At 46.1% G+C, this 12323-nt stretch carries 16 protein-coding genes; all 16 read right to left on the reverse strand.

Annotation, left to right across the window (positions count from 1 at the left end; translation table 11 throughout):
* Nucleotides 1-138: 138 nt before the first annotated feature.
* Nucleotides 139-570: a hypothetical protein gene (locus tag Q7C20_RS16000; protein WP_375068623.1), complete on the reverse strand. Its 432-nt coding sequence runs from the start codon at nucleotides 568-570 to the stop codon at nucleotides 139-141.
* Complete coding sequence (locus Q7C20_RS16005) at nucleotides 570-887, reverse strand: hypothetical protein (protein WP_375068625.1); 318 nt, start codon at nucleotides 885-887, stop codon at nucleotides 570-572. Before Q7C20_RS16005 ends, Q7C20_RS16000 begins: the two co-directional genes overlap by 1 nt.
* Before the next feature lie 119 nt (nucleotides 888-1006).
* Nucleotides 1007-1474, reverse strand: a complete 468-nt coding sequence (locus tag Q7C20_RS16010) for an Imm6 family immunity protein (protein ID WP_375068627.1) — start codon at nucleotides 1472-1474, stop codon at nucleotides 1007-1009.
* The gene (locus tag Q7C20_RS16015) at nucleotides 1464-1793 is read right to left on the reverse strand and encodes a hypothetical protein (RefSeq protein WP_375068628.1); all 330 of its coding nucleotides are present in this window, start codon (nucleotides 1791-1793) and stop codon (nucleotides 1464-1466) included. The genes Q7C20_RS16010 and Q7C20_RS16015 overlap by 11 nt, the downstream gene beginning before the upstream one ends.
* Nucleotides 1794-2015: 222 nt before the next feature.
* Nucleotides 2016-2390, reverse strand: a complete 375-nt coding sequence (locus tag Q7C20_RS16020; RefSeq protein ID WP_375068630.1) for a hypothetical protein — start codon at nucleotides 2388-2390, stop codon at nucleotides 2016-2018.
* Nucleotides 2387-2719, reverse strand: coding sequence for a hypothetical protein (locus Q7C20_RS16025; protein ID WP_375068632.1), 333 nt, complete (start codon nucleotides 2717-2719; stop codon nucleotides 2387-2389). The genes Q7C20_RS16020 and Q7C20_RS16025 overlap by 4 nt, the downstream gene beginning before the upstream one ends.
* A 27-nt stretch (nucleotides 2720-2746) precedes the next feature.
* Nucleotides 2747-3166, reverse strand: coding sequence for a hypothetical protein (locus Q7C20_RS16030; RefSeq protein ID WP_375068633.1), 420 nt, complete (start codon nucleotides 3164-3166; stop codon nucleotides 2747-2749).
* Nucleotides 3167-4354: 1188 nt separating this feature from the next.
* Nucleotides 4355-4720: an immunity 8 family protein gene (locus tag Q7C20_RS16035; RefSeq protein WP_375068635.1), complete on the reverse strand. Its 366-nt coding sequence runs from the start codon at nucleotides 4718-4720 to the stop codon at nucleotides 4355-4357.
* A gap of 640 nt (nucleotides 4721-5360) precedes the next feature.
* Nucleotides 5361-5714: a hypothetical protein gene (locus tag Q7C20_RS16040; protein ID WP_375068637.1), complete on the reverse strand. Its 354-nt coding sequence runs from the start codon at nucleotides 5712-5714 to the stop codon at nucleotides 5361-5363.
* 57 nt (nucleotides 5715-5771) lie between these two features.
* Nucleotides 5772-6161: a hypothetical protein gene (locus tag Q7C20_RS16045; protein WP_375068639.1), complete on the reverse strand. Its 390-nt coding sequence runs from the start codon at nucleotides 6159-6161 to the stop codon at nucleotides 5772-5774.
* Nucleotides 6161-6757, reverse strand: coding sequence for a hypothetical protein (locus Q7C20_RS16050; RefSeq protein ID WP_375068641.1), 597 nt, complete (start codon nucleotides 6755-6757; stop codon nucleotides 6161-6163). The genes Q7C20_RS16045 and Q7C20_RS16050 overlap by 1 nt, the downstream gene beginning before the upstream one ends.
* 156 nt (nucleotides 6758-6913) lie before the next feature.
* Complete coding sequence (locus Q7C20_RS16055; RefSeq protein WP_375068643.1) at nucleotides 6914-7366, reverse strand: hypothetical protein; 453 nt, start codon at nucleotides 7364-7366, stop codon at nucleotides 6914-6916.
* A gap of 681 nt (nucleotides 7367-8047) precedes the next feature.
* The gene (locus Q7C20_RS16060; RefSeq protein ID WP_082036824.1) at nucleotides 8048-8524 is read right to left on the reverse strand and encodes a lytic transglycosylase; all 477 of its coding nucleotides are present in this window, start codon (nucleotides 8522-8524) and stop codon (nucleotides 8048-8050) included.
* Nucleotides 8524-10026 (reverse strand): hypothetical protein, encoded by a 1503-nt coding sequence (locus tag Q7C20_RS16065; protein ID WP_375068645.1) that lies wholly within the window; start codon nucleotides 10024-10026, stop codon nucleotides 8524-8526. Before Q7C20_RS16065 ends, Q7C20_RS16060 begins: the two co-directional genes overlap by 1 nt.
* Nucleotides 10027-10213: 187 nt before the next feature.
* Nucleotides 10214-10726, reverse strand: a complete 513-nt coding sequence (locus Q7C20_RS16070; protein WP_375068647.1) for a hypothetical protein — start codon at nucleotides 10724-10726, stop codon at nucleotides 10214-10216.
* Nucleotides 10727-11275: 549 nt separating this feature from the next.
* Nucleotides 11276-11743, reverse strand: a complete 468-nt coding sequence (locus Q7C20_RS16075) for an Imm6 family immunity protein (RefSeq protein ID WP_375068649.1) — start codon at nucleotides 11741-11743, stop codon at nucleotides 11276-11278.
* Between the last annotated feature and the right edge of the window lie 580 nt (nucleotides 11744-12323).

Raw genomic sequence — 12323 nt, forward strand, 5'->3', positions numbered from 1 at the left:
TTCATTGATAACTTGATCTACACGCTGCCCAGCACCTGTTTCCAGTTGAATCTGTTTTTCAACATTAACAAAGGCTATTCAGTTTTCAGTAGGACCAGCTAGTGGAGTGCGTGGAGTAGCTGTTGCTTTTGTACCAACTCAACTTTTCCCTTTGAGGTGATTTCGCCACGGTACAAGCAAACCGTCCAGCAGGACTTGATCAATAACACCGTCCTCAATAGCGCCAACAAAAGTAGTATCTAACTGAAACTCAAAGGAAAGATTTTCATTTTCAGATAGTTTCTTTACGGCACCTACCAGCGCCTCTACGTCATCTAGGTTTTTTGAGTCCCTCTTAATAGGAAGTATGTTTGGCGGCAAAGCCGAATAAATTTCTAAAATCCCACCTACAACTTCCACCCCATTCTCGTCTATCTCGTCAATAAATCTCGGCGGAGTAACGCTCCATATTCTTGACGCGGCAACCTCATTTACAAGTTGCTGCACATTGAATCTAATAGACTTGTCCAAATCCTGAGCCACGTAAAAAATTAACTTTTGCTTCGCAAGCTCTAGCGGTGTGAAATGCATTACTCAGCTCCTTTTTTCGGAGGGTATGCCGGGAGAGCTGACCCTGGACCGCCCGGATTATATCTAAATCCTCCTAGCATATGCGCGTCCAAATGCCGTGTATCAGGCAGTCGCACAGTAAGTGGCGAACTCTGGACATGGTGCATAGGAATTCTCTCGCCCTTTTGCCCTGCATCTTCAGGAGAAACCTTAATACATACATCGTCAACTTTCGGAGTCTTTCCTTTAGCTATCGCAGCCTGATTCTCAGTACTTAAGATTTGACCATATCCAAGGTCATCCCAGTTATCACGCAGCGCTCTCCAGCGCTGCGGCATTTGTACGAACAACACCTGTCCGAGTAGTACCCGAAGTAACAACAGGCACAGGAGGCACGGCTTCACCCGTCGCTTTTGCACCTTATCTCTGAGCTTTGCCACTTAAAAGTAGAACCATATCAGCGCTTAGTTTTAGCTGACAGATAAGAACTCAACATCTCAGACAAGCCAATCCGGTCAATATAATCAACAATATATGCAGCAGAGCTCTCGTCCGCCTCACATATCGGCTCAGACATTTGCTCTTGCAGCCCTGTAACCCTGTAGACTTTATTAGCAAAAAAGCCAATTACCAACAAAGTCAAAATCAAGCTATTTTGCTCTACACTTTCTGATGCAAAATTTCCTTCTGCCAACGGTCCGCTCTGCATCTGTTCGGAGTCTAGGTAATATGCTAACTCAGCAGCACTGACCTCTCGATCAGCCAACCAACGCCAACATCTATCAACTGCCTCCTGACATTTTTTTTGCGTATCACTCGCCGAATCAAGATTACCTAGAGCATAATCAAGCAACAGGAGAAAAATAGTGGCTTTCTTTATCCACATCATACTGTCAATGACTTTGAGAGTTTCTTTATTGTCCATTAACTATTCTGCCACCTTTTACTAGGATTGTTAGACGATTAGGCATTGCTGCCACTCCCTCAGCGGTAACTCTTAGCAGAAGGGTAGGATAGCGCTCACTGAATTGTTTAACCACCCCATTAAGCTCACTGTTGCCAGTCAAACCTGCGCTACACTTATTGCAGATACCACTTGCATTATAAATTTTCACATCCACAACTCGACCATCTAACTGGATAGATGTTAATCCTTGCCCGTCAATTTTGTTAGACACACTATTAAACAAATCTTCTTCCGCGTGCCGAGTAAATAGCGGGTTGTTATAAGGTGACTTGATCACTCTCGCCTCTCCGTATAGTTCATCCAGGCTTGGCAGCCCAGAATTACGACGCAGGACAGGTGAAAGACCCTCAACAACCTCCGATTCAAACCCAGGAATGTCTGTTCTAGCCACAGCTATCGTGTTCCCATCTGGCAAACTATACTTTGCTCTAGCCAACACCAAGTCATCTGCAGTAGCAAGTTCAAAAAACCTTCCTGTATCTTTTGCACCAAAGGAAACTCAGACAAACGAAATGTCTAACCTATCGACCCGCCATGAAATCAGCTTCCCCTCAAGAAAACCAAAATCTGCCAGAAAAATCTCATCACAGAAGGTCAACCCACTACAGCACAAACAACCATGCCTCAACTCGCCAATAATTCTGTATGAATAGCCTGGACCTTCTCTAAGGACTGAGGGTGTGACATGAGAACTCTCTTGAACAATATAATTACCAAAAACCATGGGCAACAACTCTGCCCGATACACTTGCCCTATCTCAAGCTGATAGGGAAGATAGCTTGCAAAGCAGGTAAGCCGCTGACCACATACAACAATCGAGACTTCCTCTTCTATTTCAGGATTGACGCCATCAACAAGCACTGAATAAATCATGGTACAGGCCTTATAGTTTTATCTTTAGGATCACCATTCAACATCTTCCAAAAACTCTTACCACTTTCCACATGGATTTTAGTGATGACACCATCAGAATTAGTTCCTACAAATCCATACTTCGCATCTCCACGGGACGAATTACCCATGAACTGCACGTAGCCAGTTCGCATTTCGCCCTTGTACAGATACTGAACCTTATCCCCGCCTTGCATAATGTCCTTGCCCGTCTGCAAATATTCGATAGACGACTTTGCCCCAAATTCAGCACCGTGTTTTTCAAAGTGACCAATCAGCTTTGCATCATTAGCAAAACTAGCCGACCTCACATTTACAGCCGCTTTTGCACCACGTGTTCAACTGCCGCTCTGATCCAAAACCTTCATCTCGCGCCAGTAAATACTTTCTGGTAATGCCTGATTCTGATTGAACAGTGAAAAAACCTCAATCACATCATCAATATTAAACCACTCATCTTTTTTTAATGGAACACGGCCCGCGCTAAACGACAGCAGGGTTCCCTCTTCAAAGTTTGTGCTGGAATTTGAATGATAACCTCTAAACAGCTTTTTACTTTTCGCGTCATATCTTTCAATAAAACAAGTAAATCTGCCTCCAGCTACTTGCACGTAGTTACCATCATCGTCAGTAATGCATGCGAACGAGCTAGGGCCGCAGCTTTTTAATTTTTTTAGCACCTTTATAAGCTGCGCCTGATTAACACCAACCTTTACAGGACTATTTTCGGCTTCGCGCTTTATATTTACCTCCCTCACGGCACATAGACTGTTGTAGCGCTTTCGATGACTTTGCCATTCAGCCGCCCTTTTCCTTGCGCCCCAAACTTATTAACAAAGTAGTCGGTGAATTCTTGATAGCTGGTCTTGTTAGCGGTTCCGCTTTTGACCTCAAGACCGTGCAATTTACCGTTCGCATCACGTACTACAATGTCATACCTACGATCACCGAGAGGCCCTTTAACAACCATCTCAGGCCTACAACTTCCATCCCGTTTGATTCTAAATGTTTAGCAAACTCATCTGCCTTGACTGTTCCTGGAGGAGAAACACCAGTCGTACTTGCAAATTTTCCGTCAGGGGTTCGATAGCTTCCATCCGAATACAGTTTTATTTCGGGAGTTAGATTATTCTCTAGGCTAACTTTCGTCCCGCCCGTCTTAGCTGTGCCTGCTACCTCCTTTGTATCACCAGTCGCTTTTGCACCGAGTAGTAAATATTAATCAATCGACTCGATCTGGAAAACCAAAGTAGAAAAGTCGACTACCTCAGTACCGCCACTACACTCCAATTTTGTTATGCAACCCTCCTCACTTATTACAATTCCTGCGTTCCCAACCCAAGCCTGCACGATATCGTTCACACGCCATACATTCCAGACCTTTAGTTCGCAAGCTTTTTTGGACACCACCGTAAAAAAAAACCTGACTCCGGGCTAGTATCAGACCATAAAATTATTTCAGAGTGACGCTGGTTATTTACTTCTAGCTCGCCCTTTACCACTTTTAAACGCAGTCCAGACACCAGCTGTTTAGATGATTTCAACCTTCGAGCCAAGAATCTGCTTCGGCCTGCCCTAATCTTTTTTTGAAAAATCGGGTGCGCAAGCCCCTCAGCAGCTTCAATAGGAGCCCCTCGAGTCCGCTGAAAAATTGAAGACAGTGTTTCCGTCATTTATCAATATCCTGGCTTTCGGTAAGGATCGACAGCGGCGTGATCTTGCGGCCAACGAGGAACAAAGTCTTTCCCTCCATCCCGAGCAGGAATGGGTTCGTGACTCAACTCCATAGACTCAACTCCACCTTTATCCGCGCAGATGCTGGATGCCCTGATCGTTCAGGCAACGACCAAAGCGAGCAGCGAAAGAAGGGAAGTTTTGCAGTAAGCAGATAAAACAACACCGGCACAGGGCCGGTGTCAGTGGTACAAGGCCATTAAACACCTGATTCAAACGCTTCCATCTTCGTATCCCTCGAACTCCCACAAACCTAACCTTAATACCTTTCTTGAAACTTCATTCCAATCTTTACCCGAACAGCCCTGTAGAAATTTCTCAATGGAATGAACAATTTTTTGATAATTGTAGTCACGGACAATAAGGTAATGTCGCCCGACAAGGGCCTCGTCCAACCCGAGATTTTTTTCAATCCATTTCGGAGTGCAAACCTCTATATCAAAGGACTCTTCGCCTTCCTCACCTTCGGGGCCAATCATAGCCTGAAGAAGAAAGCAAAAACTGTCTGCGCATTCCGGTTGGTAATTTTCAAGATTGTAAATATCGGGGCTATGAAGCCATTTTAATTTCGCGTTCATAGTTTAGTCCGTGATATCCAAATGACCATTTGACTGCCACTTCTTTGTCTTCTGCCCAGGAAATCTTTGCTCAAAGTTAGCCTGAGCCCCTTGTTGATATGGCTTGTAAGTAGGTAGCCTATATTGTTTTATAGCCATCCTGACTAACTAACGTTTTTTTTCCATCACTAGCAACTTTATACCCATCGCCAACCCAAGCCTTCCCCATAACCTCAGCTTGTTCTCTTGTACCTGACCGAATGCCAAAATTACCTTTACCTTTCGAAGCCTCACTGAGCTGACCACTCAGTTTTGCCCAATCGCCTGCGCCTTTTTCAGCTTGAGCTATTCCTTTTGCACCGACTAATTATCGACTATGGGCAATACTCAACCATATAACTTCTCCCTAGTTCTTGCTGCATCGATTTGGCCAGTTCCTCCCCCTCTGCTTTATGCCGAAGCTCTGCCTCAGGCGTGGCAAAACAAGAATCGGGCGGGTAGTCGCTATTGAACGTCGACTGATACTCACCGTCCCACTCACTGATTTTGACCCTCAGCTCTGGAGAAAGGGGCAAATCTTCAATATCAACGTGCCCCATTCTATCCGGATCTGGGCAGAATATCGGCCAAGCCAAATACTCACTCGTTAGTCTTAACCTGATCATGGCAATGGTTTCCAAGAACTTACCGGATTAGCTCGAACCACGAAGCCGTTTGAGCCAACCCCAACTGCGATGTTTTGCTCAACATCATTGTGTGTGATGCGATAAACATTAGCCGAACCATTGGTCCCGACAACTTTCCCACGTTCAAGAGCACTCATTACAACATTTGGAATGTCATCACGTGAGATGCCTTTGTTGACAAAGTCGGCTTCGTGTCGTTTGTAGATGTGTTGCAATCCGGCAGCATCAGTACCCTTTTCCAGCCAAACTGTTCGGCCATCTGGCAACCTACGGATATCAACCACACTTCCTGGGGTGATTTTAGTGCCTACAGGCAATCCCGAAATCAATTCGTCCCTCGTCAGAGCCGCCCCCGACACTCCTTTTGCACCAAGCTAACTGACCCTTTATTTTTTATAACCTCGCCACATATTATTTAAAACAATTAACACCCTAGAATAAATCAGCAACTGAACTTCAAAAACCACAACACTCTCCGAAAGATGAATTTCCAAAGGAATTGAAATATTCACATTCTGGTTCGCCGAAGCCTGCGAAAACACCGCCGCAGATAGATGACTGGTAATCTTTAATATATCAGAATAAAGAGCACCAATATCTTTCCCCTTAAACTTTAGAGCTACGCCTTTTTCAAAAATCTTTAAGGCACAGCCATCTAAATAAATTTCATATACCCCCTGACCCAGTTCGGGGTCACTACTGAGATGTATATAGCCTCCATAACCAGACACATTGAGGCTTTTCAGATGTTTGCTCACTGAATTTGGATGGCTCACTACTTTAGCCCCTTCAAAAAATCTCTAAGTCCTTCTTTGGTAGCCGGAAAACTAAAAGAGAATTTCTCGCCCACTTTCCCGGCCCCTAATGCTGCGCCTTCCTCTGACGCGTAATAACCTTTAAGGGTGACTGTCTTGGCTCCTTGAGACTGAGTGTATTCTAGGAGTTTTTTAAGCGGCCCCACTAATTCTGAAGCCCCGTCCGGACCATAGCCCATAAAACCTTTCGATGTACCTACAGCAAAGTCATCAAATATAACCTCGCCGGCCTTCATCGTCACTTTCGGGGAGTATATGGTTCCGACCCCGTTAGCAGCATCAAATGAAACCTTCCCAAGATCGGTCGCCACAGGCAAGGTTGCTTTTGCACCAGCAATCCTTCTCTCAGCCTCAGCCAGTACCGCAACAGTGCCTCCCGCCTTTGGCACAAGTCCATTCGGACCATTGAAGTACACCAGACCATCTGCGCCCAAGACTTCAAAGTTACCCGTGCGGGTATTGATAATACGACTCGCGCCGTCAGCTAGCGCATTATCAAAGGAGACAAAATCAGCGCCCGCAGCCCCATCGACGCGGTACCACTCAGGTAAATTCACATCGCCTGCTGGTGTTGATACAACGATAAAACCTTTTTCACCCGCCGAAGCCGGTTCATTAATGGCGCCTTCCCGCCACAGGTAACATCAGAAGCAGAGCTTGGAGTAGATATGTGGGGATCCCTCAGTTTCTGACCTCTATTTTCTCAAATAGAGTTAACGCTTATCCTTCTCCGGCAGCCAGCCCTCTTCAATTCTCTGAACTAATAGCGTGTCATTCCATGTTCCACGGATGGGGTACGACCTCTGTTCCGGTGTTATCTCGCCAACTTTCCACTCTCTCTCCCCGTTCCAAAACCACCAAGTATCTACACGCCCAGTGGAAGGATCTACTACTCCAGCACGGAAGGTCGGTGTTTTCTGAGAGTGCTCTGGAATAGCCCCCCCCTTAGCCTTTTGAATAATTCCCTGCTTCAAAGCTGCTGACACAGGAAAAAAAATCCAGAAATTTGTTTTCTCCCCTACCAGTGCGTCCAAATCCGGCAACTCATTATACGTACCTGGTAAGACACGGATTAATGAGCCCATCGGAGGTATTTTTTTCACAAACTGTAAATATGCTTTTCCATTCGTGGTCGCGATGACAAATACATCTCCAACTCTGATCATTATTTAAACCCTGGATACCCAACTGTTTTCATAAGAGCCGCGCCCCTAGTGAGAGACTCCGCATAAATCGGATTGGTTGTAGAGATACTGTTGATTTTATTGATCAATGAGCCACCATTTTTACCTAAGCCTTTATACTCGATCAGCACCTGCTCAACTGCTCTCGCATCACTGCGAGATATATTCTGAAGACCTGGTATTGTATCAATTTCAATGCTTTTCTGAGATAAGTACGCCGCTAACCGCGCTTCAAGATTATAAACCGGCCCCCCCATGCTTCGCAGCTGCGTATAGCAAAAGCTATACGCCATACGTCAGTGTTTATTGGGTGAAACCTGCATTTCGTATTACAAGTGTATAGCAGCACCTAGAAGACATAAACTGGATAACTAATTGATACATATAGAAAATACCCACCTCGCGAGAGGTGCGTGATGTGTATTGAGATTTTGCTCCTGTTAAGGAGCGAAAAATCATGCTCAAAAAGGGCGTATTGAGCAGCTAGACCGTAGGTCGTCAGGGTGGGTGCAAAAGGGATGCAACTTGACTGCAGAAAGGATGCAAATAGGATGCAAGAAGGCGGCAAAAAGGGTGCAGACAGGGTGCAAAAACACCGGCGCAAGGCCGGTGCCATATCAACTCAGACCCCTTAAAATTTATAATGGAACTCACCTGCCTGTTTCATCTATCAGCTTTTGTTAAATTAGAGTAACAACCAAACTTGGGAATTTTTTCATAATTTCGAGACGGTTCGAAACTTGATCTAGCCTCTTCAATCTCATGAGGATTAAATTTTTCTCGCCTAATAACAAGACCGCCTTCCTCATTGAAAATATAGGACTCCCCACCTATGACCTCGTCTCCATCCCCTTCAAACTCACGATGAGTCGCCATAGTCAAAAATAAGTTATCCGAATCTGTTACTTGAAATTGGTAGGTCAGGTACTCACGACATTTTTTATCTAAAAAACCGACACCAACCATTCCTTTATCTATGGAGAACTCAACAAAGCAAGATGGCGCAGAGTCCGAGCCAATGAGAGCCGTATATGACTCACCCGAGAGATGCCTAGAATGTGCCAGAGATTCATCCATAGGCTCTATCGCAAACTTCTTCATCCGAAACCAAGTCTTACAATAATAAATAGGTAGCTCCATCAATACACCTTCCCATTAGTATCTCTAATTAAAACCCCTGCTTTATTGGCAGAGTCCAAGATGGCTTTTGGAATTACTCCATTCTGTGGAGGAACCTCCAGAATAACAGTACCTTGCAATTTTTGACCACCCAAAGACCCACTAGATGGAACTTTCGCAATGGTCGCACCAGAAGGGTATTTCGTAATGGCCTCATTTATGTAGCTCTTTGCTGTCGCCTCTGAAACCTCAGAAAGCTGTGTCAATTTACGAGAGACGATTTCGCCTTTTATGGGATTATACGAATCAACACGATAATAGCCATTCCCGTCAGGTCGCTGAATATAAACTTCGTTATTCGGGTAGTTTTTAGACTGTACCTTATTAAACTCATTACCCGCATCAAGCCGTTGCAACCATTCAGGTTTAGACGATGGAGCTACAACATCATCTACCTTTCCAGCAGCGCCACCAGTAGCTTTTGCATCAACAATCCTTCTCTCAGCCTCAGCCAGTACCGCAAGAGTACCTCCCGCCTTTGGCACAAGTCCATTCGGACCATTGAAGTACACCAGACCATCTGCGCCCAAGACTTCAAAGTTACCCGTGCGGGTATTGATAATACGACTCGCGCCGTCAGCTAGCGCATTATCAAAGGAGACAAAATCAGCGCCCGCAGCCCCATCGACGCGGTACCACTCAGGTAAATTCACATCGCCTGCTGGTGTTGATACAACAATAGAACCCTTATCACCCGCCGAAGCCGGCCCATTAGTGGCGCCTTTACCCGCCACGGGTACATCTGCAAGTTCCTCCAAAAGCTTGCCGTCTGCAAAACCAAGCTTCGCCGCTTCTGCAGCTTTAGCTGCCTCCGCCGCTTTAGCCAACTGGCGAGCCTCACTCGCTTGCCCGAGCCCAGGTAAAGCCATCTGCAAAATATCTGTACCGAGCTTAGCGTTCCTCAAATACTGCTCGTAGCTATTGCCTTGCAGGCCAGACACTAAGCTCTGTGCACCGTCCGTCATCCAGTCGTCCAGCAAACCGGAAGACGGCTCTACGAAGGGATCAAGCATTTTATTGGCTTCGTCCAAAGAGTTGCCGCCAAACGCAATCTTGAACAAAGAGCCCACAGTTTGGACCGTTCCAAGGAGGCTCAGCCCCACCCCGGCAGCAGCGCCCCTCCCTTCCTCACCGGGGACTTTGCCTCGGTAATCGAGGTTGTTTTTGTAAAAGTCCTCCAGTCCTAGACTTGGGTCCTCCAAATAATTCTGATTGACGGTGGCGTCTTTGAAGTCTCTGGCATGAGTGACGCTATAGTTTTTGAGCAAGCTGAGTGTTTCTTCGCCGTTATAAGTACGGCGGGTCCCTTCGGGATAAAGCGCGCTGTTCTCATAAATGGCCCCCAACGGTGCCAGCGCTTCACCCAGGTGTTTCAGAGTAAGGGGGTCAAACTGACTCTCACCGGCTTTTTCGACCGTGGCTTGCCACTTTTTGTCGGTATAGGACGCGAGTGCTGCGGCCATGCGCCTTTATGCTTCAGAAGGGGAAACTCCTGCTTCTGCCGCCAACTTGTCAGCCTATTTTTGTATCAGGCGCGTTTCCGTAGGTATTGGGATTAAAACTCACCCTCTCCGGGAAAGCAGCACTTACTTTTGGACCAGATAAATGCGCGCCTTTTCCACTTTTTTTAGGATCAGCACACTTTTATGCCTAATCCGATAGGGTGTAAGAAACATCTCCCGAGTCACGCCAAACTCCATTCGCAAAGCTTATCGGCCGCTGTGGATAACATACCAACACCCCTTCGACGAACTGACGAAACGACAAGTCAAGTCGCGTTATCCAACGCATATTGTCGATTTCCAACAATCGCCAGTTGTCTCCACTGTCGAAACCGAAAGCAGTCCCGGTGCTATCCCAGCCGAACAGCCACACCTCGCCTTTAGCACCCGATTCATAGGGTCCGTCTTTATAAAACCCATCATCACTAAAGTAGTCTACCGCGGAACATAATGTGGGTTGAATCGTCAAAAGCGACAGCGCGCAATCGTCCTCCTTTATTTCGCCATGCCCCCGCTCCTGCATAAAAGCAAAGTATTCATCGGGAGCCGCTGGCCACTGCTGTCGCATCCCACTCACGTCACCAGAAGAAACAGGGTTCAGCCGCTCTAATAGTACGCATGCGAGTGCATTGAAGGCCTCTAATTTTTCGTACATGGTCATGGGCGCCTCGGAGGTTTCTGCGGAAATGCTGTAGTTGTTGGACTTGCTGGGGCATGAACGCCACCTTGGTGAGCACTTCCACCCGGCACCGGATGCAAATTCCACCATTGGTTAGGTCCACCATACTGCTGTGGTATCACACGGTGCGCTTGGAAATCCACGCCACTCTCCGTCTTGGGCCATGTCAAACCAGTATTCAACTCCCACTCACGCTTGAGATTATTTCGCTGGCTATTGTATTCACGCTGTAAGGCTTGATAGTCGCTTCTAGGCGCGACATAAGTGTGATCCACCTGACGCAACTCCTCTGCGAGTTGCGTGCGCTGGTTAGAGGGCATCGGCACACCTGAATGGTACTCGACGTCCCGGACCACCGCGCGAGCGTCACTCGAGATGCTCGTCCATCCTGATGTGGATGTTGCTGTAAAACTCGCATCATTAGCCGCAGCTTTACCAGTACCTACAACTCTAGTTTCTCCAGAAACCAAACCGGATGGAGTTGCTTTTGCAATTTATCTCTGTGGTCTGACACTTAAAAGTAGAACCATATCAACGCTTAGCTTTAGCCGAAAGATAAGAGCTCAACACATCAGACAAGCCTACCCGCTCAATATAATCAACAATATATACAGCAGAGCTCTCGTCAGCCTCACATATCGGCTCAGACATTTGCTCTTGTAGTCCTGCAGTTTTATAGGCCCTATTAGCAAAAAAACCGACCACCAACAAAATCAAAATCAAACTATTTTGCTCTACACTTTCAGATGCGAAATTTCCTTCTGCCAACGGTCCGCTCTGCATCTCCTCGGAGTCTAGGTAATATGCCAACTCATCAGCACTGAGCCCTCGATCAGACAACCATTGCCAACATCTATCAACTGCCTCCTGACACTTTTCTTGCGTACCAATCGCCGAGTCAAGATTACGTAGCGCATAATCAAGCAACAAAAGAAAAATTGAGGCTTTCTTTATCCACCTCATACTGTCAATGAGACTAAGAGCTTCTTTATTGTCCATTAACTATTTCCCACCTTTAACTAGGACTGTTAGACGATTTAGCATTGCTGCGCCTCCCTCAGCGGTAACTCTTAGCAGGAGGCTAGGATAGCGCTCGCTGAATTGTTTAACCATCCCATTCAGGCCACTATTACCAGTTAAGCCTGCGCTACACTTATTGCAAATACTACTTGCATTAGAAATTTTCACATCCACAACGCGACCATCTAACTGGACAGATGTTAATCCTTACCTGTCAATTTTATTAGCCACATTATTAAATATATCTTCTTCCGCATGCCGAGCAAATAACGGATTATTATAAAGTTACTTGATCGCTCTTGCCTCTCCGTATAGTTCATCTAGGCTTGGCAGCCCAGAATTGCGACGCAGTACTGGTTAAAGTCCTTCGACAACCTCAGATTCAAACCCAGGAATGTCTGTTTTAGCGAAACCTATTGTGTTCCCATCTGGCAAATTATATTTTGCTCTAGTTAAAGCCAAGTCATCTGCAGCAGCAAGTTCAAAAAACTTCGTTGTATCTTTTGCACCAAGCAATCACAACAGGATAAATATCACAACGGCAAAAGCAGAAAAGCTA

Origin of the sequence: Pseudomonas sp. AMR01, assembly GCF_041946035.1 — a bacterium.
Taxonomy (GTDB): Bacteria; Pseudomonadota; Gammaproteobacteria; order Pseudomonadales; family Pseudomonadaceae; genus Aquipseudomonas; species Aquipseudomonas antarctica_B.